At 71.8% G+C, this 20,211-nt stretch carries 19 protein-coding genes and 1 pseudogene; 14 read left to right on the top strand and 6 right to left on the bottom strand.

Annotation, left to right across the window (positions count from 1 at the left end):
• Positions 1-100 precede the first annotated feature (100 nt).
• The 7 genes from OG715_RS19605 to hemB all read left to right on the top strand — a co-directional run bounded on the left by OG715_RS19605 (position 101) and on the right by hemB (position 7,450).
• A complete protein-coding gene (locus tag OG715_RS19605; protein ID WP_266270092.1) occupies positions 101-385 on the top strand; it encodes a glutaredoxin family protein in 285 nt (94 codons plus the stop codon).
• 144 nt (positions 386-529) lie between these two features.
• Positions 530-1,315, top strand: a complete 786-nt coding sequence (locus OG715_RS19600) for a 3'-5' exonuclease (protein WP_266270091.1) — start codon at positions 530-532, stop codon at positions 1,313-1,315.
• Between the two features lie 101 nt (positions 1,316-1,416).
• On the top strand, positions 1,417-2,313 hold the full coding sequence (locus OG715_RS19595; RefSeq protein ID WP_266270090.1) for a redox-sensing transcriptional repressor Rex: 897 nt from the start codon (positions 1,417-1,419) through the stop codon (positions 2,311-2,313).
• A gap of 34 nt (positions 2,314-2,347) precedes the next feature.
• Complete coding sequence (locus OG715_RS19590; RefSeq protein ID WP_266270089.1) at positions 2,348-3,682, top strand: glutamyl-tRNA reductase; 1,335 nt, start codon at positions 2,348-2,350, stop codon at positions 3,680-3,682.
• A gap of 41 nt (positions 3,683-3,723) precedes the next feature.
• A complete protein-coding gene (gene hemC, locus OG715_RS19585; RefSeq protein WP_266270087.1) occupies positions 3,724-4,737 on the top strand; it encodes a hydroxymethylbilane synthase in 1,014 nt (337 codons plus the stop codon).
• On the top strand, positions 4,734-6,404 hold the full coding sequence (locus OG715_RS19580) for a bifunctional uroporphyrinogen-III C-methyltransferase/uroporphyrinogen-III synthase (RefSeq protein ID WP_266270086.1): 1,671 nt from the start codon (positions 4,734-4,736) through the stop codon (positions 6,402-6,404). The genes hemC and OG715_RS19580 overlap by 4 nt, the downstream gene beginning before the upstream one ends.
• A gap of 65 nt (positions 6,405-6,469) precedes the next feature.
• Entirely contained in the window at positions 6,470-7,450 is a 981-nt protein-coding gene (gene hemB / locus OG715_RS19575) for a porphobilinogen synthase (RefSeq protein WP_266270084.1), read from the top strand.
• Between the two features lie 80 nt (positions 7,451-7,530).
• Here the strand turns inward: hemB and OG715_RS19570 are convergent, their stop codons facing one another.
• The 3 genes from OG715_RS19570 to OG715_RS19560 all read right to left on the bottom strand — a co-directional run bounded on the left by OG715_RS19570 (position 7,531) and on the right by OG715_RS19560 (position 8,819).
• Positions 7,531-7,797 (bottom strand): hypothetical protein, encoded by a 267-nt coding sequence (locus OG715_RS19570; RefSeq protein WP_266270083.1) that lies wholly within the window; start codon positions 7,795-7,797, stop codon positions 7,531-7,533.
• 251 nt (positions 7,798-8,048) lie between these two features.
• A complete protein-coding gene (locus OG715_RS19565; RefSeq protein WP_037779809.1) occupies positions 8,049-8,393 on the bottom strand; it encodes a hypothetical protein in 345 nt (114 codons plus the stop codon).
• Between the two features lie 81 nt (positions 8,394-8,474).
• A complete protein-coding gene (locus OG715_RS19560) occupies positions 8,475-8,819 on the bottom strand; it encodes a rodlet layer protein (protein WP_093861613.1) in 345 nt (114 codons plus the stop codon).
• Positions 8,820-9,119: 300 nt separating this feature from the next.
• Here OG715_RS19560 and OG715_RS19555 point away from each other — a divergent pair, with 300 nt between their 5' ends.
• Positions 9,120-9,776: a hypothetical protein gene (locus OG715_RS19555; protein ID WP_266270082.1), complete on the top strand. Its 657-nt coding sequence runs from the start codon at positions 9,120-9,122 to the stop codon at positions 9,774-9,776.
• A 96-nt stretch (positions 9,777-9,872) separates the two neighbouring features.
• On the opposite strand, the gene OG715_RS19550 is transcribed toward OG715_RS19555, so the two are convergent.
• The 3 genes from OG715_RS19550 to OG715_RS19540 all read right to left on the bottom strand — a co-directional run bounded on the left by OG715_RS19550 (position 9,873) and on the right by OG715_RS19540 (position 10,994).
• Positions 9,873-10,247: a hypothetical protein gene (locus tag OG715_RS19550; RefSeq protein ID WP_266270081.1), complete on the bottom strand. Its 375-nt coding sequence runs from the start codon at positions 10,245-10,247 to the stop codon at positions 9,873-9,875.
• Between the two features lie 119 nt (positions 10,248-10,366).
• Entirely contained in the window at positions 10,367-10,642 is a 276-nt protein-coding gene (locus tag OG715_RS19545) for a chaplin (RefSeq protein WP_045937921.1), read from the bottom strand.
• A gap of 109 nt (positions 10,643-10,751) precedes the next feature.
• The gene (locus OG715_RS19540; protein WP_266270080.1) at positions 10,752-10,994 is read right to left on the bottom strand and encodes a chaplin; all 243 of its coding nucleotides are present in this window, start codon (positions 10,992-10,994) and stop codon (positions 10,752-10,754) included.
• 476 nt (positions 10,995-11,470) lie between these two features.
• On the opposite strand from OG715_RS19540, the gene OG715_RS19535 reads away from it, so the two are divergent.
• The 6 genes and pseudogenes from OG715_RS19535 to OG715_RS19510 all read left to right on the top strand — a co-directional run bounded on the left by OG715_RS19535 (position 11,471) and on the right by OG715_RS19510 (position 20,159).
• On the top strand, positions 11,471-11,710 hold the full coding sequence (locus tag OG715_RS19535; RefSeq protein ID WP_030393803.1) for a chaplin: 240 nt from the start codon (positions 11,471-11,473) through the stop codon (positions 11,708-11,710).
• A gap of 332 nt (positions 11,711-12,042) precedes the next feature.
• Positions 12,043-13,371, top strand: a complete 1,329-nt coding sequence (locus tag OG715_RS19530; protein ID WP_266270079.1) for a glycosyltransferase family protein — start codon at positions 12,043-12,045, stop codon at positions 13,369-13,371.
• 85 nt (positions 13,372-13,456) lie between these two features.
• Positions 13,457-13,945 (top strand): MarR family winged helix-turn-helix transcriptional regulator, encoded by a 489-nt coding sequence (locus OG715_RS19525; RefSeq protein WP_266270077.1) that lies wholly within the window; start codon positions 13,457-13,459, stop codon positions 13,943-13,945.
• 126 nt (positions 13,946-14,071) lie between these two features.
• A pseudogene (locus tag OG715_RS19520) lies at positions 14,072-15,519 on the top strand (DHA2 family efflux MFS transporter permease subunit).
• Positions 15,520-15,749: 230 nt separating this feature from the next.
• Positions 15,750-17,537 carry an LCP family protein gene (locus OG715_RS19515; protein WP_266270076.1) on the top strand — a complete coding sequence of 596 codons (1,788 nt, stop codon included), beginning with the start codon at positions 15,750-15,752 and terminating at the stop codon, positions 17,535-17,537.
• A gap of 489 nt (positions 17,538-18,026) precedes the next feature.
• Complete coding sequence (locus OG715_RS19510; protein ID WP_266270075.1) at positions 18,027-20,159, top strand: ATP-dependent nuclease; 2,133 nt, start codon at positions 18,027-18,029, stop codon at positions 20,157-20,159.
• Positions 20,160-20,211: the final 52 nt, after the last annotated feature.

Here is a 20,211-nt window from a genome sequence, read left to right as displayed (position 1 = left end):
CCACCTGTGCGGCGGCCGTGACGGCGACGTGCCCGACGGGTGAACGGCGGAAGGGGCGGCCGGGTCCGGCCCGCGCGTCGGGGCGTCGCACAATGGCGGGGTGAGTCCACTGCTGCGACGTGACAAGAACCGGGGCCCGGGGCCGGCCGACCGGACGGTGACCCTGGTGGCCAAGCCCGGCTGCCATCTGTGCGACGACGCCCGGGAGGTGATCGTCCGGGTGGCCGCCGAGCTCGGCGCGGCCTTCGAGGAGAAGGACATCACCCAGGACCCGGAGCTGCACCACCTCTACTGGGAGCAGATCCCGGTGACCCTGATCGACGGGCGCCAGCACGACTTCTGGCGGGTGGACGAGAAGCGCCTGCGCAGCGCGCTCGGCGCCTGACCCGCGCCCCCGCCGAACGGCGGGGGCGGTTCGCCGAATCGTTGTGAAGATTCCGCGTTCCCGGCTTGGGGCACCGGCCGTCGGTCGGCTTACGATCGAACTCGTCCGCGCCCATGGGGGGCTGAGCACACGAGGAGTGCCTCCATGCTTCCCGGTCCGCCCTTAGGCACGCCCGCCGAGCCGTCCCCCGCGCGCGGGGGCTTCGCCGTGGTGGACGTGGAGGCGACCGGCCGCAGCCCCTGGCGGCACCGGGTGGTCGAGGTGGCGGTGGTGCTGCTGGACGAGCGGCTCCGCCCCGAGGGCGAGTTCTGCACCCTGCTGGACCCGGTCGGCCCGGTCGGACCGACCCATGTGCACCGGATAGCGCAGGAGGACGTCGAGGGCGCCCCGCGTTTCCGCGAGATCGCGCCGCTGCTGCTGGAGCTGCTGACCGGCCGGGTGCTGGTCGGCCATCACGTCACCTGCGACCACGCCTTCCTGGACCGTGAGTTCGCCCGGATCGGGGTCCCGCTGCCGCCGGTGCCCTCGCTGTGCACGATGCGGCTGGCCCGGGCCCACCTGCCGGAGGCCGGCGGCTTCGGCCTGGCGGCCTGTGTGGCGGCGGCCGGCCTCGGCGGCTTCGCCGCGCACACCGCGCTCGGCGACGCCCGGGCCACCGCCGGTCTGCTCCGCCACTGCCTGGACGCGCCGTCCTGCCCGCCGGACGACTGGGCGCGGCCGCTGCGGGAGGCGGCCGGGGTGCCGTGGCCGAGGCTGGGGCGGGCCCGGTCCCGCCCGTCCGGGGAGCCGGTGCCGCTGGTCCTGCGGGGGTCCTCCCGTCCGGCTCCGCCGGTGCTGCCGAACGGCCTGCTGTGCGGCCCTCGGCCACCCCTTGAACCGCCCCCGGCGGCGGCCCGGAAAGCCGCCGGTGCTATGGGGTCCACGGCGTGATGCGCATCACTGTGTGTGGACAAATCGGACACCATCTTTGTGCACACGTTCACAAACGCATAGCCTGGCTGCCAAAGCCCAGCTTCACCCACAGGAGCACCGTGGCAATCGGCCGATCACCACAGAGCAGTTCGCAGACGCCCGACCAGGGCGCCGCGCGTCGACCTTCGCGCGCCCGGGGCATCCCGGAGGCGACGGTCGCCCGGCTTCCGCTGTACCTGCGCGCGCTCACCGCGCTCTCCGAGCGCTCGGTCCCGACCGTCTCCTCCGAGGAGCTGGCGGCCGCGGCCGGGGTGAACTCCGCCAAGCTGCGCAAGGACTTCTCCTACCTGGGCTCGTACGGCACCCGCGGGGTCGGCTACGACGTCGAGTACCTCGTCTACCAGATCTCCCGCGAGCTGGGCCTGACCCAGGACTGGCCGGTCGTCATCGTCGGCATCGGGAACCTCGGCCACGCGCTCGCCAACTACGGCGGCTTCGCCTCCCGGGGCTTCCGGGTGGCCGCCCTGCTGGACGCCGACCCGACCGTGGTCGGCAGCAGCGCGGCCGGCCTGCCGGTGCGCCACATGGACGAACTGGAGTCCATCGTGGAGAGCCAGCACGTCTCGATCGGTGTCATCACCACGCCGCCCGGCGCCGCCCAGCAGGTCTGCGACCGGCTGGTCGAGGCCGGTGTCACCAGCATCCTGAACTTCGCCCCGACCGTGCTGACCGTCCCGGACGGCGTGGACGTGCGCAAGGTGGACCTCTCCATCGAGCTGCAGATCCTCGCCTTCCACGAGCAGCGCAAGGCCGGCGACGAGCCGGACCGCACGGAGTCCGTGCTCGACCGCGCCCCCGGCCCGGTCCGCGCCGCCGCGGCCAAGCTGCGCCGCGCGGCCGGCGGCAGCACCAAGCCCCGCACCGCCGCCGAGACGGCCAAGGACGCCGAGCCGACGGCACCGGGCAAGCCCGGCAAGCCCGGCGAGGGCGAGCTGTCCGCGGTGATGCCGGCATGAGCGGGACCGAGAATCGTGGGACCAGGGGGCGGGCGTGAGTCTTCTCGTCGTAGGGCTGAGCCATCGCACGGCCCCGGTCGGCGTGCTGGAGCGGGCCGCGCTGACCGGTGAGGTGCCGACCCGGCTGCTGCACGACGCGGCCGCGTCCGCGACCGTCGCCGAGGCGGCACTGGTCAACACCTGCAACCGGATCGAGCTGTACGCGGACGTGGACAAGTTCCACGCCGGCGTCGCCGAGCTGTCGCTGCTGCTCGCCCACCACAGCGGGGTCGACCTGGAGGAGCTGACCTCCCACCTCTACGTCCACTACGAGGACCGCGCGGTCCACCACCTCTTCTCGGTGGCCTGCGGCCTGGACTCGATGGTGGTCGGCGAGGGCCAGATCCTCGGCCAGCTGCGCGACGCCCTGGCCAAGGCGCAGGAGGAGCACACCGCCGCGCGCGGCCTCAACGAGCTCTTCCAGCAGGCCCTGCGGGTCGGCAAGCGGGCGCACAGCGAGACCGGCATCGACAAGGCCGGCCAGTCCCTGGTGACCTTCGGCCTGGAGCAGGTCGCGGCCGGCGCGGGCGCGATCGCGGGCAAGCGGGCACTGGTGGTCGGCGCGGGCTCGATGAGCTCGCTGGCCGCCGCCACCCTGGTCCGCACGGGCGTGACGGACCTGCTGATCGCCAACCGGACGCCGGAGCGCGCCGAGCGGCTGGTCGAGATCCTCGGCGGGGACGTCGCCCGCACCCTGGACCTGGCCAAGGTGCCCGAGGCGCTGGCCGACGTCGACCTGGTGATCTCCTGCACCGGCGCGGCCGGCACGGTGATCGGGGCGGACGACGTCGCCGCCGCCGTCGCTTCGCGCGCCGCCGCCACCCCCCTCGCCTTCCTCGACCTCGCCATGCCGCGCGACGTCGACCACGCCGTGCACGAGATGCCCGGCGCGCTCCTGGTCGACCTGGAGAGCCTCTCGCACGCCCACGCCGCCACCCCCGGCGCCGGGGACGTCGACGCCGTCACCGGCATCGTCGCCGAGGAGGTCTCCGCCTTCGGCGCCGCCCAGCGGGCCGCGCGGATCGCCCCCACCGTGGTGGCGCTGCGCGCGATGGCCTCCGGAGTGGTCGCCACCGAGCTGGCCCGCCTGGACTCCCGGCTGCCCGGTCTCGACGAGCGCTCGCGCGCGGAGATCGGCCAGACCGTCCGCCGGGTCGTCGACAAGCTGCTGCACGCGCCCACCGTGCGGGTGAAGCAGCTGGCCGCCGAACCCGGCGGCGCCTCCTACGCGGAGGCACTGCGTGAACTGTTCGACCTCGACCCGGCCGCCGTCCACGCGGTCTCGGGCACTCCGATCGGCACCCAGCCCGCGGGCGGGGTCGCCGGATGAACCGTCAGCCATCCCACGAGTACCACCGGGACGATCACCCCATGAACGGTCAACCGCTCACCGGCCAGGCACCGGACACCACCGCGGCACCCCTGCGGCTCGGCACCCGGCGCAGCGCGCTCGCCATGGCCCAGTCGGGCATGGTCGCCCGCGACGTGACCCGCCTCACCGGGCGCCCCGTCGAGCTGGTGGAGATCACCACCTACGGCGACACCTCCCGAGAGGCGCTGGCCCAGATCGGCGGCACCGGTGTGTTCGTCTCCGCGCTGCGCGACGCGCTGCTGGAGGGCCGGATCGACTTCGCCGTGCACTCGCTCAAGGACCTGCCCACCGCGGCCCCCGAGGGCCTGCTGCTGGCCGCCGTCCCCGAGCGCGAGGACAGCCGCGACGCCCTGGTGGCGCGCGAGGGCCTGACCCTCGGCGAACTGGTGGAGAAGCTGGCCGGAGCCGGCCGCCCGGCCCGGATCGGCACCGGCTCGCCGCGCCGCATGGCGCAGCTGAACGCCTGGGCCCGCGAACGCGGCGACCGGCTGGAGACCGTCGCGATCCGCGGCAACGTGGACACCCGGATCGGCTTCGTGGCCTCCGGCGAGCTGGACGCCGTGGTGCTGGCCACCGCGGGTCTGAACCGGCTCGGCCGGTCCGCGGAGATCACCGAGCACCTCGACCCCGAGCTGATGGTCCCGGCCCCCGGCCAGGGCGCGCTCGCGATCGAGTGCACCGCGGCCGACACTGGTCTGGCCGCCGCGCTGGCTGCTCTCGACCACGCCCCCACCCGGGTCGCGGTGGCCGCCGAGCGGGCCCTGCTCGCCGCCCTGGAGGCCGGCTGCTCCGCACCGGTCGCCGCACTGGCCGGCTGGGACCACCGATCCGAACTGCGGCTGGAGGGCGTGGTCGGCACCGTCGACGGCGCCGACCTGCTGAAGATGTCCGCCCACGGTCCGATCGTCCTCGACGAGACCGCCGAGCAGCAGGCGGTGGCCCTAGGCCGCGCGCTGGCCGCCCGGCTGCTCGACGCGGGCGCGGCCGCCCTGATGGGGGAGCGAGCCCGATGAGCCCCACCGCCGCCACCGACAGCCCGTTCCCGGCCGACAGCCCGTTCGGGGGCACGGTGCCCGCCACCGGCCGGTGCACCTTCCTGGGCGCGGGCCCCGGCGACCCGGGCCTGCTGACCCTGCGCGCGGTCGAGGTCCTGGCCTCGGCCGACGTCCTGGTCGCCGACCCGCTGACCGCGGCCGCCGTGCGCAGCCACTGTCCCTCCGGCGTGCAGGTGCACGCCCCCGGCACCGAGGGGCCGGACTTCGACCTGGCGCGCCTGGTCGCCGAGGCCGTGCGCTCCGGCAAGCACGTGGTGCGGACCGTCGACGGCGACCCGGGCCTGGACGGCTGCGCAGCCGAGGAGATGCTCGGCTGCGCCGGGGCCGGGATCGCCTTCGAGGTGATCCCGGGCGTCGCCCAGTCGGTCGGCGTGCCGGCCTACGCGGGGGTGCCGCTGCGCGGTGCCGCCGGGGCGGACGTCCGCTTCGTGGAGGCCGCCGCGCTGCTGGCCGGCTCCCCGGTGGACCTGGGCGCGCCGGAGACCACCCTGGTCGTGCGCACCACCCTGGGCCAGCTGCCGGCCACCGCCAACGCGCTGGTCTCCAACGGCCGCAAGCCGGAGTCGGCGCTCAGCGCCACGCTCTCCGGCACCACCAGCCGCCAGCGGACCTTCACCGCGACCCTGGCCACCATCGCGGCGGACCTCAAGGCCGCCCGGGTGCTGCCCGCGCCGGTGTCCGCCCCGGTGGACCCCGCCACCCCGGTCATAGCCGTGGTCGGTGAGCAGGTCGCCCACCGCTCCTCGCACTCCTGGTTCGAGACCAAGCCGCTGTTCGGCTGGAACGTCCTGGTGCCGCGCACCAAGGAGCAGGCGCACGGCCTGTCCGAGCAGCTGCGCTCGTACGGCGCGGTGCCGCAGGAGGTGCCGACCATCGCGGTCGAGCCGCCGCGCACCCCGCAGCAGATGGAGCGGGCGATCAAGGGCCTGGTCACCGGCCGGTACGAGTGGATCGCCTTCACCTCGGTGAACGCGGTGCGCGCGGTGCGCGAGAAGTTCGAGGAGTACGGCCTGGACGCCCGGGCGTTCGCCGGGATCAAGGTCGCGGCGGTCGGCGAGACCACCGCGCAGGCGCTGGTCGACTTCGGTGTGAAGCCGGACCTGGTGCCGTCCGGGGAGCAGTCCGCGGCCGGGCTGCTGGAGGACTGGCCGCCCTACGACCCGGTGTTCGACCCGATCGACCGGGTGCTGCTGCCGCGCGCCGACATCGCCACCGAGACCCTGGTGGCCGGCCTGGTCGAGCTGGGCTGGGAGGTCGACGACGTGACGGCGTACCGGACGGTGCGCGCCTCGCCGCCGCCGGCCGAGACCCGGGAGGCGATCAAGGGCGGCGGCTTCGACGCGGTGCTGTTCACCTCGTCCTCGACCGTGCGGAACCTGGTCGGCATCGCGGGCAAGCCGCACAACGTGACGGTCATCGCCTGCATCGGCCCGGCCACCGCGAAGACCGCCGAGGAGCACGGCCTGCGGGTCGACGTGATGGCCCCGGCCCCGTCGGCCGCGGCGCTGGCCCAGGCCCTGGCAGACTTCGGGGCCAAGCGCCGGGACACCGCGACCGCCGCCGGAGAGCCGGTCTACCGGCCCAGTGAGCGCCGCCCCGGCTCGCGCCGCAAGGCCGCGCGCTGAATCGAGGCCGGGGGCGGACCACCCGCCGCCCCCGGCACCAGCACCACCGTTCGGAGAGAGAAGCCGTGTCCGCTGAATTCCCGTACGTCCGCCCGCGCCGACTGCGCTCGACCCCGGCGATGCGCCGGCTGGTCGCGGAGACCCGGCTGCACCCGGCGGAGCTGATCCTGCCGCTGTTCGTCCGCGAGGGCGTGCGCGAGCCGGTCCCGGTCTCGTCGATGCCGGGCGTGGTCCAGCACACCCGGGAGACCCTGCGCAAGACCGTCACCGAGGCGGCCGAGGCCGGCCTGGGCGGCGTCATGCTGTTCGGCGTCCCCGAGACGCAGGACGCGACCGGCACCGAGGGCACCAACCCGGACGGCATCCTCCAGCAGGCGATCCGGGACGTGGTCGCCGAGGTCGGCGACTCCCTGGTGGTCATGTCGGACCTCTGCCTGGACGAGTACACCGACCACGGCCACTGCGGTGTGCTGGCCGAGGACGGCTCGGTGGACAACGACGCCACCCTGGAGCGCTACGCCGAGATGGCCCGGGTGCAGGCGGACGCGGGCGTCCACCTGGTCGGCCCATCCGGGATGATGGACGGCCAGATCCGGGTGGTCCGCCGGGCCCTGGACGAGGCCGGCCACCAGGACGTCGGCATCCTCGCCTACACCGCCAAGTACGCCTCGGCGTTCTACGGCCCGTTCCGGGAGGCGGTCGGCTCCTCGCTGAAGGGCGACCGCAAGAGCTACCAGCAGGACCCGGCCAACGCCCGGGAGGCGCTGCGGGAGCTGGAGCTGGACGTCGCCGAGGGCGCCGACCTGGTGATGGTCAAGCCCGGCATGGCCTACCTCGACATCCTGCGCCAGGTCGCCGACGCCTCGCCGGTGCCGGTCTCCGCGTACCAGGTGTCCGGCGAGTACGCGATGGTCGAGGCGGCCGCGGCCAACGGCTGGATCGACCGCGAGCGGATGATCCTGGAGACGCTGACCTCGCTGCGCCGGGCCGGCGCCGAGCAGATCCTCACCTACTGGGCCCTCGAGGCCGCCGCGATGGTGAAGTAGCCGGACCGGGACCGGGACAGGATCCCCGGACACGGCGGAGGCCGGGCCCCCTTCGGGAGGGGGCCCGGCCTCCGTGCTTGCTACCAGTCGGCGATGTGGGCGAAGCCCTCCTCGCCGCCGACCGCGTCGGTGGAGGTGGCGGCGCCCCAGCCGTGCGCACCGGTGTGGATGTGCGAGGTGTGGGCGATGCCACCCCACTCGCCGGCCGCGAACACCGGGTGGGCCGAGGCGGCGAACTCGGCGCCGCCGGCCAGGCCGACGTGCGCGGACGCCGCCGGGGCGGCCAGGCCGGCCAGCGCCAGCGCGCCGACGGCGGTCAGAGTGACCTTGACCAGCTTGTTCTTCATGGATCTGCCCTCTCTTCCGGAGCGCCCCGTGCGGACGCTCTGCCTCTGACGTGTGCTCCGGTCCGTTGCCGGGAGCCGGCCCTGACACGGGACCACACGCTGCCGTCCGTCGCGGCGCCCCACGCGCCCCGCCGACGGCCTGTCACCCGGCCGGACGCCGCCGGTGCGGCCCGGTCGGCGTCCGGCCCGGTACGCCCGGAGGGCCCGGGGACCAGACGTCCCCGGGCCCTCCGTCGCGCCGTGCGGCCTGATCAGCCGATCAGGTGCGAGACACCCGCGTCGCCCGAGGACTGGGTGTTCTGGCCGACGTTGCAGATCTGCTTCGGGGTGCTGTTGAGGATCGGCACCTCGACCGGGACGGCCACGCCGAGGACGGCGACCGCGATGTTGTGGACCTCCGGCAGGCAGATGTTCGCGTTGTCGAGGGTGTGGAAGTTCGGGCTGTGGTCGCCGTGGGTGCCGGTCTGGTTGGTGCCGCCGTTGCCCTGGGCGGAGACGGCGGCGCCGTCCGAGTCGGCGATGGCGGAGGCGGAACCGGCGGACATCGCGATGGCGGCGGCGGCCAGACCGGCGGCGGCGAGAGACTTCTTGATCATTTCGGTGTTCCTCTCAGGGGTGAATCGGGGAGCGATTCGAAGGGTGGATCAGGAGGGGTGACGCAGCTTGGGACGAGCAGGTCAGCCGATCAGGTGGGAGACGCCCGAGTCGCCCTTGCTCTGGGTGCCCTGGCCCTGGGTGCAGTACTGCTTGCCACCGCTGTTGGCGATCGGGACCTCGACCGGGACGGCCACGCCGAGGACGCCGACCGCGATGTTGTGGATCTCGGGCAGGCAGACGTTCGCGTTGTCCAGGAAGTGGAAGTTCGGGCTGTGGTCACCGACGGTGCCGGTGAAGTTGGTGCCGCCGTTGCCCTGGAACGACCCGGCGGAGCCGTCCGAGTCACCGATGGCCGAGGCCGGCGCCGCGGCGGCGGCCAGCGCGGCGGCGGCCAGGCCGGCGGCCGCGAAGGACTTCTGGATCATGGGGAGATCCCTCTCTGAAAAGCTCTTGGTTTCCGTGCGTACAACGCGTACAACGCTCAGACCCGGTCTGCGGTCACTGACGCTCAGATCAAAGAATGACGGCACGGAAGGTTACGGGGATTTCTGAAAAGAGTCCGGGAGGCGCGACGGCCGGGTGTTTCTTGTCGGATTATTAGCCCGAACCGGTTAACGGCCGCAATCCGGGATCCGGGTCGCTCGTTGAGCACATTGCTTTCGGCTGCGCCCGCGCAGCCTTCCCTGTAGAGATCTCCACTACGGACAGGCAGAACGGTGAAAAGCATGAGGTTCTCCAAGCGGGCCGGCGCGATGCTGCTGGCGGTCGGTGCGGGCATGCTCGCCTCCCAGGGGGCGGCCTCCGCCGCCCCGGTCGGGCCCGAGCAGGTGGGGGCGCTGGAGGAGCAGCTGGCCACCCAGCAGGTGCCGGTGGACATCCCGCTCGCGCCGCTGGACAGCCGGATCTCGGGCGGCATCCCGACCTCGCTGCTGATGCCCCCGGTGCCCGCCCACACCACCGGGGACGCGCTGATCCCGGAGCGCATCGTGCCGCCGCTGGGCACCGGCCGGGTCGGTCCGACCGCCAAGGCCGAGCTGCCGCTGCCGCTGCTGGACCAGGGCGCCGACCTCGGCGAGCTGCTGCTGGACGCCCCGGCGGCGCCGCTGCACGCCGACACCCCCGGGATCGGTCTCGGCAAGCCGCTCGCGCTGGCCCAGGACGGCACCGGTCAGCTCGCCGACGGCCGGGTCAAGGTGGACGAGATCGACCCGCGGCTGGTGACCGGCGCGGTGCAGGCGGTGCCCGGCGCCAGCGCCACGCTGGGCAACGAGGACGAGCGGATCTCGGTGACCGACTCGGTGGACAACCTGGCGACCACCACGACCGCGACCACCACCGGTGTGGTCCAGGAGACCGGCCTGGCGGGCCTGGCCCAGCTGTAGGGAGGGCCGTCCGGCCCCGGACAGCCCGGGAGCCCGGTACCCCGTGTCGCAGGACGGGGTGCCGGGCTCCGGCGTGCGCGGTGCCGGTGCGGCGGCTCAGCCCGGCAGCGTGCCGAGCACTCCGCCGACCAGCGGCAGGTCGCGCGGACCGCCGCCGGCGCTGAGTGGCCCGGTCAGCAGGTCGGTGCCGATCGGTGCCAGGCCGGAGTTCTCCGGCTGCACGGTCGCGCCGTTGTTCAGCACGTCGGCCGAGGAGTTGGCCCACGGGTCCAGGCGGAGGTCCTTGACCGGCGCCACGGCGTAACCGAGCCCGGTGGTGGTGCCGCCGAGCGCCTGGTTGACGTCGGTCTTGGCCAGGGCGGCACCGCCCTCGGCGGGGGCCGCGTGCGCCGCGCCCGCACCGGCACCGCCGAGCAGCACCGCGGCGCCCAGGGCGGCGGCGAGGCTGGCCCCGCTCTTCTTCGAAACCATGCGCAATCACCTTCGGGGGGAGGGGTGCCCCGGGCGGCCGGACCGCGCCCGGGTACGCCGAACCGCCCCCCGGCCGACGGGCCGGGGGGCAGTGCGGGCGGAACGCGTGCCGATGGGGATCAGCAGTCGTCCATGTCGTGGTGGTGGTGCTCGGCCTCCGCGTTGATGCAGGTGTTGCCGAACGCGGGGTTCAGCAGACCGATCACGTTGATGGAGTTGCCGCACAGGTTGACCGGGATGTGCACCGGGACCTGGAGCTGGTTGCCGGAGGCGACACCGGGCGAGCCGGCGGCGACGCCCTCCGCGCCGGAGCTGGCGGCGGCACCGCCCGCGGCGCCGAGCACCAGGCCGGCGGCGGCGGCGGAGAGGACGGCGGCCTTCTTCACGTTCTGCATGGGGGTTGATCTCCTAGATCACACACGGGTTGAGCGGGCCGCACCGCGCTCGTGGCGGGTGCGGCCCGGGCACGGCCGATCGACTGTCGCCGGTGCGGCGACGGCCGGGTCAGCCGTGGTTGATGCAGGTGTTGCCGAACGCCGGGTTCAGGATGCTGACGACCCCGATGGAGTTGCCGCAGACGTTGACCGGGATGTGCACCGGGATCTGGATCTGGTTGCCGGAGAGCACACCCGGGGAACCGGCGGCGACGCCCTGGGCACCGGAGCTGGCGAACGCGCCACCGGCCGCACCGACCACCAGGCCGGCGGCGGCGAGGGACAGGGCGGCAGCCTTCTTGAGGTTACGCATGTGGTTCTTCCTCCGATTTCTGCCCGACCGTCTGTGGAATAGTCGGGATCCGGGCGAGGTGAAATCCTGGCCCGGTGGCTTCTGGGAATACCGTGATTGTCACTCGGGCGGCCCAGATGGCGCGTGTCGCCCGTGGCGCGGGCGATGAGCGGCCGCCGCGGTACCGTGCGCCGCGAACGATTCCCGCACGGCCGGGAAGAATTCGCATCGACGCGCGACCGGGAGGAATTCCGGACGGGCTTGGACCGGCGGCGGATCTCCTCGTCGTAGCGGGCAGGTGGAGCGTGTTCCGACTGTGAGAACGAGGCAGCGCGCCGGGGGAAACGGTCGGATGCGGCAGTCACCCGAATGCCCGGACGGGGGTCCGTTCGTCCGGATGGGTGACAGTGGGCATGCCCTCGCAACCGGCTCGACCGGGTCTCGTTGGAGATGTCGCACTCCCCGTGCATCTCTGTCGAACAGTCAGGAGGCTCCTCATGAGCATCAAGAAGACGGCCGCCGTCGGCGCCGCTGTTGTCGGCATCGTGGCCGCCGGTGCCGGTTCCGCGATGGCCAGCTCCGGCGCCGAGGGCGTCGCCGCCGGTTCCCCGGGTGTCATCTCCGGCAACCAGCTCCAGATTCCGGTGCACGTGCCGGTCAACCTGTGCGGCAACACGATCGACATCATCGGTCTGCTGAACCCGTCCTTCGGCAACACCTGCGTCAACAACGGCTGATCGTTCCTCGGTCCGGCCGGTGCGAGCCGCCGCTCCCGCGCTTCCCTCCTGGGGTGCGGAGTGGCGGCTCGCGGCGTTGCCGCCCCCGGTGCCGACGGCGGACGCCGTCGGCACCACCTCCCCACCTCCCCTACCTCTCCCACCTCTTCCGGGTCTCCCGGCGGGGCCGGGCCCGACCCCGCCGCTCCGGCGGCCGGTCCGTCCACGACCCGCCCGTCCGCCCGCGGGGCGGGCTGCCCGCCCGTGCGGCGACCGGGGTGTCGTAGGCTCGCCCGGCGTCGCGGTGTCGGTCGGCGCGCCGGACGCGAGTGGGGCGGGGAGTACCAGAGCTGATGAGCACGGCATCGAGCACCGAGTCGTCGGGCGGGGGCGCGGGCGTGCCCTCGTCGTACTCCTCCTCTTCGTCGCCGCCGTCCGGGTCGGTGGACCCGGAGGAGACCGGTCGGCCGGACAGCCCGGACGCCCCGGCCCAGGGCCCGGGCCGGATCGGCGCCCTGGTGGACCGCTTCGCGCCGGCGCTCGGCGCGTACGCGGTGGTCAAGGCGACCGGGCTGACGGTCTTCCTGCTGCTGCTCTCGCACACCGAGGACTTCCTGAAGAAGGACCCGGGGCGCGGCGGCGGCGCCCGCCCCTGGGACGTGCTCGGCACCTGGGACGGCATCTGGTACCAGCGGATCGCGGAGAACGGCTACGACCCGCAGCTGATCCCGCTGCACGGCTACCCGCTGGCCACCTACTACGAGAACTCGGCGGCGTTCTTCCCGCTCTACCCCTGGCTGATGCGGCTGGTCGGGGCGGTGACCGGCCTCGGACCGTACGGCTCGGGGATCGTCGTCTCGGTGCTGGCCTCCTTCGTCGCCGCCGCCGGGATCTTCGCGATCGCGGAGCGGCTCGGCGGCTTCCGGGCCGGTGTGACGGCGGCGGTGATCTGGGGCCTGTTCCCGGGTTCGGGCGTGGAGTGGGCGGTCTACTCCGACTCCCTGTTCGTCGCCCTCTCGGCCTGGGCCTGCTACTGCGTGATGACCCGCCGCTGGATCGCCGCCGGGACCCTCGCCCTGGTGGCCGGTCTCAACCGGCCGACGGCGGCCACGGTGATCGCCGCGGTCTCGATCTCGGCGCTGGTGGCGCTGGTTCGGCGCACCGACGGGGTGGCCCGGCCGCTGACCGCGATGCTGATCACCCCCTGGGGCATGCTCGGGTACATCGCCTGGGTCGGCTGGCGGATGGGCGACTGGACCGGGTACTTCAAGCTCCAGCGCGGCGCCTGGAACCGCTACTTCGACTGGGGCTCGTCCACCCTGAGCAGCACCCTGGACACGGTCACCGGGCACTGGACGTTCTGGCAGTCCAATCCGGCGCCGGACCTCATCGCGGTGTGCCTGCTGATCGCCCTGCCCGGACTGCTGGTGCTGCTGCTGCGGCTGCGGCCGCCGCTGGTCCTGGTGATCTACACGCTGCTGACCGTCTTCATGGCGCTGAGCAGCAACCAGATCTACGGCAACATCTCGCGCTACCTGCTGCCGGCCTTCCCGCTGTGCGTCGGCCTGGCGGTGGCGCTGCGCCGGCTGCGGCCGAGCACGGTGGCCGGGCTGTTCGCGATGCCGGCGGTGGCGGCGGGCTGGTACGCGGGGTACGCGCTGTTCGAGCTCGGCATCCCGTAACCCGGCGTACTGCGGTGCCCGCTGGTCGGAAACAGTCCCGCACGGGATCGTCCGTCGGCGGACGGTCGTTGCTAATCTCGAAGGCATGACGACCAGCCCGCCCGTGCGGCAGATCCGTGACCTCTCCGGCCTGCTGGACCACGCCAGCCATGTGCTCGCGACCCGGATGTCGGCCGCGTTCACCGAGCTCGGGATCACCCCGCGCGCCTACTGCGTGCTGTTCCACGCGATGGAGGCCGAGCGCACCCAGATCCAGCTGGCCGAGCTGGCGGACCTGGACAAGACCACCATGGTGGTCACCGTCGACGAGCTGGAGAAGGCCGGGCTGGCCGAGCGCCGGCCGTCCGCCGTCGACCGCCGGGCCCGGATCATCTCGGTGACCGAGGCGGGGGAGCGGGCCGTCGAGCAGGGCACCGCGATCGCCGACCGGGTGCACCGGGACGTGCTGGAGGCGCTGCCGGAGGACGAGCGCACCGCCTTTCTCGTGGCGCTGACCCGGCTGGTGGGCGGGCCGCTGGCGGAGCCGGTGGAGAGCGAGCGGACGGTCCGCCGGGCCCGTCGTTCCCGAGGCTGAGGCCGTTCCCGAGGCTGAAGCAAGGAAGAGGATCATCCCCAGGAAGATTCTCTCGCAAGAGATAGTCCACAACAAAACCATCTGCTAAACGTCTTACCCGGTAGCCGACCCACCGGGAGACCCGTTATGACCACGCACGCCCCGACCGCCCAAGCGTCGAAGGCAGCCGCTCCGAGCGCGCCCGCCCCGACCCGCTCGCGAGCCCTCGCCCTGGCGGTGCTCTGCGCGGGGATGCTGATGATCGTCCTGGACGGCTCGATCGTCACGGTCGCCCTGCCGGCCATCCAGCAGGACCTCGGCTTCACCCCCGCCGGCCTGACCTGGACCGTCAACGCCTACCTGATCGCCTTCGCCGGGCTGCTCCTGCTCGCCGGCCGGCTCGGGGACCTCGTCGGCCGCCGGAAGGTGTTCGTCTCCGGCCTGGCGCTGTTCACCGCGGCCTCGCTGCTGTGCGCCCTCGCCACCGGCCCGGAGCTGCTGATCGCCGCCCGCTTCCTGCAGGGCGTCGGCGGCGCCCTGGCCTCCTCGGTCAGCCTCGGCATGCTCGTCACGCTCTTCCCCGAGCCGGGCGAGCGCGGCCGGCCATCGGCGTGTTCAGCTTCGTCGGCGCGGCCGGCGCGTCGATCGGCCAGGTCCTCGGCGGCGTCCTCACCGAGGCGCTGGACTGGCACTGGATCTTCCTGATCAACCTGCCGCTCGGCCTGACCGCCGCCCTGCTGGCGCTGCGCGTCCTGGCCCCCGACCGGGGCCCCGGGCTGCGGGTCGGCGCCGACGTCCTGGGCGCGGTGCTGATCACGGCGGCGCTGATGCTCGGCATCTACACCGTCGTCGGCACCGCCGAGCACGGCTGGACCTCCGCGCGGACCCTCGGCCTCGGCGCGCTCTCGCTGGTCCTGCTGGTCGGCTTCCTGGTCCGGCAGGCGCTGGCCGCCACGCCGCTGCTGCCCCTGCGGATGTTCCGCTCGCGGGCCGTCTCCACCGCCAACGCGGTGCAGGTGCTGGTCATCTCCGGGATGTTCGGCTTCCAGGTCCTGGTGGCCCTCTACCTGCAGAACGTCCGCGGCTACGGGCCCGCCGCCACCGGTCTCGCCATGCTCCCGGCCGCCGTCGCCATCGGCGCCGTCTCCCTGCTGCTCTCCGCCCGGCTGAGCGCCCGGTTCGGCGAGCGCGCCGTCCTGCTGGCCGGCCTCGGGCTGCTGGTCGCGGCGCTCGGACTGCTGGCCCGGCTGCCGGCCGACGCGGGCTACCTGGTCGACCTGCTGCCGACCATGCTGCTCGTCGGCGGTGGCGGGCTGGTGCTCTCCGGCCTGGCCGCGCTGGGCATGTCCGACGCCGGCGAGGAGGACGCCGGGACCGCCTCCGGGCTGTTCAACACCACCCAGCAGGTCGGCGCCGCGCTCGGGGTGGCCGTGCTCTCCACCCTGGCCACCTCGCGCGGCGAGGCCCTGGCCGCCGCCGGCCGCCCCGAGGCGGAGGCGCTCACCGGAGGCTTCCGGCTCGCCTTCACGGTCGCCGCCGGGCTGCTGGCCCTGGCCTTCGCCGTCACCGCGCTGCTGCCGCGTCAGAAGAAGTGAGGACCCCTCCGGGATCGTCCGCGACCCCGGGGGAACCGCCCCGCCCGTCCTCCGGGCGGGCTGCGGCGGTTCGACGGCGACCCCAGGCCCCGGAGCGGCGACAGGTCGTTTCCGGTCGGCTTGTATGCTCCACGTGGCGCCGGGGTGGACGTGCTGGCAGCCGATCGTTCGAGGACACAGCCGTGAGAGGTGCGGGGATGTCGGGTCGCCGAGACAGGAGTCGGTCCAGCGTGGCCAGGCCGCGTTCGGAGGACCCGACCGGCTCGGCGGGTCCGGGCGGGCCCGGGAGCGGCTCCGCGGACGGCGCTGCCGCGGGCGGTTCCGGCACCGGTACGGCCGGCGCCGGTGGCTCGATCCCGGCCCCCAGGGCCGGTGGCCGGGCCGAGGCCAGGCGCGCGGCCCAGGGCAAGGGCGGCCGGGGCGGAGCGGGCGGCGACGGCGGGTCGGCCGGCTCGGGCCACCGCAAGGCCGGCGGGCGCGGCAAGAAGCCCGAGCGCAAGATCAAGAAGATCGTCGGCTGGACGGCCGTGGGCGCCCTGGTGCTCATAGCCGGGACCGGCGGGGCGATCTACCTCAAGCTCAGCGGCAACATCAAGACCATCGACTCGGACGGGCTCAGCAAGGACCGTCCGCCGGAGTCCGCGGCGGACGCCAACGGCAACAAGCCGGTGAACATCCTGCTGATCGGCTCCGACAGCCGGGGCGCCGGCAACTCCGACCTCGGCGGCGGCGACGCCGAGGGGGCCCGCTCGGACACCACGATCCTGTTGCACGTCTACGCCGACCACAAGAACGCCATCGGCGTCTCGATCCCGCGCAACACCCTGGTGACCATCCCGCCCTGCAAGCTCCCCAACGGCAAGTGGACCAAGGAGCAGAAGGGCAAGGACATCCTGTTCAACGCCGCGTTCTCGCAGGGCGACGCGTCGGAGGGCAACGCCGCCTGCACCCAGAACACGGTGGAGAAGCTCACCGGGATCCGGGTCGACCACACCCTGGTGGTCGACTTCTCGGGCTTCGCGGCGATGACCAAGGCCGTCGGCGGCGTCGAGGTCTGCCTGCCCAAGGTCATCTACGAGGGCGACATCAACCCGAACCTCCAGAAGAGGGGCGCCCAGGTGCTCCCGGCCGGACGGCAGAAGGTGGAGGGCCAGAAGGCGCTCGACTACGTCCGGCTGCGGCACGGCATCGGCGACGGCTCCGACATCGGCCGGATGAAGCGTCAGCAGGCCTTCATGAGTTCGATGATCAGCACGGTGAAGAAGAAGGGCCTGGAGCCCACCACCCTGCTGCCGCTGGCCGACGCGGCCACCAAGTCGCTGCGGGTGGACGAGGGGCTCAACTCGGTCGACAAGCTGATGTCCTTCGCCCTCTCGCTGAAGAACATCGACCTGCACGACCTCAAGTTCGTGACCCCGCCGTGGCGTTTCAGCGATGCCAACCTCGACCTGGTGAAGCCCGACGTGGACAAGCTGTGGGAGGCCATCAAGGCCGACCGCACCCTGGACGGCAAGGACGCCACCGGCGAGCAGGCCGCCGCAGCACCGGAGGCCCCGGCCGCCCCCGCGGTCACCCCGGAGGCCCCGCCGACCACCACCGCGCCGCCCGCGCGCACCTCGGCGGCCCCGATCAGGGTCGCGGTCTACAACGGAACGACCGTCAACGGGCTGGGTGCCAAGGCGGGTGACGCGCTGAAGGCGGCGCAGTTCACCGTCACCGGCGTCAACCAGGCGAAGTCCACCAACAAGCTCACCACGACGGTCGAGTACGGCGCCGGGCAGAAGGCCAACGCCGAGAAGGTCGCCGCGCTGTTCCCCGGAGCCACCCTCACCTCCACCACGGCGGCCGGCATCAGCGTCGTCCTCGGCAAGGACTACGCCGACGCCAACGGCGGCGCCGGCACGACCGCTCCCGGCACCCCGGCCGCCCCCGCCCCGCTGCCCAGCTCGGTCACCGAGGAAGCCCGCTCGGCGGACGACGACATCTGCGCCAACACCAGCTACGGCTCCGGCGGCTGACCCGCCGGCGCCTGCCCCGACACCGACGGGCGGGCCCCCGGCACCACGCCGGGGGCCCGCCCGTCGAACGTCCTGCGGAGCGGGTGGGTCAGGGCCAGACCAGGCAGTACAGCTGGTGGCCCGCGTCGTGCAGCCGGTTGGCGAAGTCCTGCCACTCGTGCAGCTATTGGCCCCCGCAAGCCCGCGACCTGCAGTTTTGTCGCCAAAGCACCGCTGACCAGCGAAAACTACCTTCAGTAGTTGACGCTGGTCAGCGGCGTTTTTGGCCCCCATGTGCCCTGGATGTGCCCTCATCTCGGCTCGGTTCGCAGCGCCGTGCGTTCGGACTTCGTTCATGTTTCCGAATGAGCTGGCCTGCGATGCTGCTGGCACACGGACGAAGTCTTCCCAGCCTGTCGGCTGGTTTGCGGGGCCCGTGGCCGCTCAGTCCACGGTGCATCGACTCCTTGGCGTGCACCGACAGGCTGCCTGGCTCGGAGCCGATCCTCTATGGTGATCGACGGTGGGGTGGACTACAGCGAGGAACCGGCTTTGCGCATTTCCCAGTTGATCATTAGGAACTTCCGAGGGATCCGGGAGTTGACGCTGCCGATGTCGTCCTTCGGGTGCATCATCGGCGAGAACAATGCCGGGAAGTCCACCGTCCTACAGGCACTGGACGTGTTCTTCAACGGGCCGTCGCTCAAGCCGACCGACTACTACGACCGCAGGCTCAACCTACAGATCGAAGTCACCCTGACCGAGATCGGTGATGCCGACCTGGCTCGACTCGTGCCAGAGCACCGGCAGCGGATCACAGAGGTCGTCGAGGACGGGCGGCTGGTGCTGGCAAGGGTCTACGGTGAGAGCGGTAAGGGTGCGCTCCGTCGAATGGCCATGGTGCCCAAGGCAGATCGGTTCCGTCCGGAGGTCGTTGCCGAGGTGGTGGCCAAGAAGGCCGGCGCGGAGCTGCGCGAAGCCGCTGTCTTTGTCTTTCCGGAGTTGCAGGGCGTCTTGGCTGCGAAGACGACTCAGAAGGCTGTCAAGGAGGCCGTGCAAGACCTGATCGATGCTCTGCCGGAGACAGAGTTGGAACTCAGGGACATCGGGTTGTCGACCGGCATCGATAGCTCAGTACAAGCGCTCCTGCCGGAGGTGATCTACATCCCGGCGGTGAAGGATCTCAGCGACGATCTCAAGACGAGTGAAGCGGCATCCTTTGGCAAGCTTCTTGGTATCTTGTTCAGCCAGACAAAGGGGCATTTCGGCGAGATGGAGGAGGTTTTCAGTCAACTGCACAGAGCACTGAACCTCCAGGTGCGGGCTGATGGCTCAACCAAGGATGAGCGGCTTCCTCAAGTCCAGACGATTGAGGCAATGTTGGAGGGCAACCTCCAGCAAGCATTCCCGCGGGCATCGATCAGTATCGAGTTCCCGCCGCCGGAGCTTCGCAGCGTCCTGTCGAACGCCCGGATCGCGATCGACGACGGTATTCGGAGTGACTTCAAGAGCAAGGGTGACGGACTGCGCCGATCGGTCACCTTTGCGATCCTGCGAACTTATGTCGACCTTCGCGCTAGTGAGCGGGAAGTTGACCAGGGTGCGAGCCTTCGCCCCTACCTGTTGCTCTTTGAGGAACCTGAACTGTTCCTCCACCCGCAGGCGCAGCGTCAGCTGTTCGAATCTCTCAAGGTGTTTGCGGAGGACAACCACGTCCTGGTCAGTACGCACTCCAGTAGCTTCTTCAGTCCTCAGGCCACTGGAACCTTCGTCAAGCTGGCCAAGGACTACACGGTGTCTCCGCCTGAAGCCAAAGCATTCCCTATCGATCTATCAGACCTTGCACTGAAAGATCAGTTCCAGCTGATTCGGCAAGAGAACAACGATGCTGCCTTTTTCTGCAACGACGTTCTGTTGGTGGAAGGGGACAGTGACCACATTCTAATGCCGCACCTGGCCAAATCGCTGAACGAGAAGTGGGATTTCGAGCAGCGCTCCATCGCGATTGCTCGCCTTGGCGGAAAGGCTCGGGTGGCAAGGTGTCGGGGTTTCTTCGAGCGATTCGGGGTCCGGGTCGCCGTCCTGGTTGACCTAGACGCCATTACTGATGGTTTCGACAAGCTCGGGGCCGGTAAGTCCAGCACCGAAATTCAGCAGCAGCTGGTGAAGAGGTTGGGAGATTTGGCGTCGGCAGGGGGAGAGCTGTCGCGTAAGCAACTGCAGTCGATGCAGAAGTCAGGGGAGATCAAGCGGCAATGGCAGGCTGTAAAGGGCGCTAGAGAGAAACAGGCCGCAGGGGTCGGAACGCTTGACGAGGTTGTAGCCGCGATGGATGCCTTCTTTGAGGGGAATGAAACACGGGGGCAGCGTCGAGCCGAGCTGGAGAACCCGACTGACGAGCAGGTTAGTGAACTCAAGGCACAGCTCCTCGAACAGCTTCGCACTGAGCGAATCTATGTCCTCGAACGTGGTGACATCGAGAGCTACTACCCGCGAGGTAGGGGGACGGATAAGCCCGCCCAGGCGCAAGAGTTCTGTGAACAGTATCCGGACGGCGACTCAATCCGGGTGCTGCTGAACGGTGGATCTGCTGCCGACGGCTGTGAGTTCGATGCGATTTTTGCCAGCCTGTTCGAGGGGTGAGCCTAATGCTGTCGATTATTGGAAGGCATGCGCTTCGCGAATATGGGCCCGT

This window comes from Kitasatospora purpeofusca, from assembly GCF_036010405.1.
Classification (GTDB): Bacteria; Actinomycetota; Actinomycetes; order Streptomycetales; family Streptomycetaceae; genus Kitasatospora; species Kitasatospora purpeofusca.
The sequence above is the reverse complement of the archived record's forward strand: the minus strand, read 5'-3'. Positions and strand labels throughout refer to the sequence as shown.

Coding starts and splice junctions, on each gene's coding strand:
- OG715_RS19600 (WP_266270091.1), top strand. CDS start 530: ATGCTTCCCGGTCCGCCCTTAGGCACGCCCGCCGAGCCGTCCCCCGCG.
- hemC (WP_266270087.1), top strand. CDS start 3,724: ATGAACGGTCAACCGCTCACCGGCCAGGCACCGGACACCACCGCGGCA.
- OG715_RS19580 (WP_266270086.1), top strand. CDS start 4,734: ATGAGCCCCACCGCCGCCACCGACAGCCCGTTCCCGGCCGACAGCCCG.
- OG715_RS19570 (WP_266270083.1), bottom strand. CDS start 7,797: ATGAAGAACAAGCTGGTCAAGGTCACTCTGACCGCCGTCGGCGCGCTG.
- OG715_RS19565 (WP_037779809.1), bottom strand. CDS start 8,393: ATGATCAAGAAGTCTCTCGCCGCCGCCGGTCTGGCCGCCGCCGCCATC.
- OG715_RS19560 (WP_093861613.1), bottom strand. CDS start 8,819: ATGATCCAGAAGTCCTTCGCGGCCGCCGGCCTGGCCGCCGCCGCGCTG.
- OG715_RS19555 (WP_266270082.1), top strand. CDS start 9,120: ATGAGGTTCTCCAAGCGGGCCGGCGCGATGCTGCTGGCGGTCGGTGCG.
- OG715_RS19550 (WP_266270081.1), bottom strand. CDS start 10,247: ATGGTTTCGAAGAAGAGCGGGGCCAGCCTCGCCGCCGCCCTGGGCGCC.
- OG715_RS19545 (WP_045937921.1), bottom strand. CDS start 10,642: ATGCAGAACGTGAAGAAGGCCGCCGTCCTCTCCGCCGCCGCCGCCGGC.
- OG715_RS19540 (WP_266270080.1), bottom strand. CDS start 10,994: ATGCGTAACCTCAAGAAGGCTGCCGCCCTGTCCCTCGCCGCCGCCGGC.
- OG715_RS19535 (WP_030393803.1), top strand. CDS start 11,471: ATGAGCATCAAGAAGACGGCCGCCGTCGGCGCCGCTGTTGTCGGCATC.
- OG715_RS19530 (WP_266270079.1), top strand. CDS start 12,043: ATGAGCACGGCATCGAGCACCGAGTCGTCGGGCGGGGGCGCGGGCGTG.
- OG715_RS19525 (WP_266270077.1), top strand. CDS start 13,457: ATGACGACCAGCCCGCCCGTGCGGCAGATCCGTGACCTCTCCGGCCTG.
- OG715_RS19510 (WP_266270075.1), top strand. CDS start 18,027: ATGGTGATCGACGGTGGGGTGGACTACAGCGAGGAACCGGCTTTGCGC.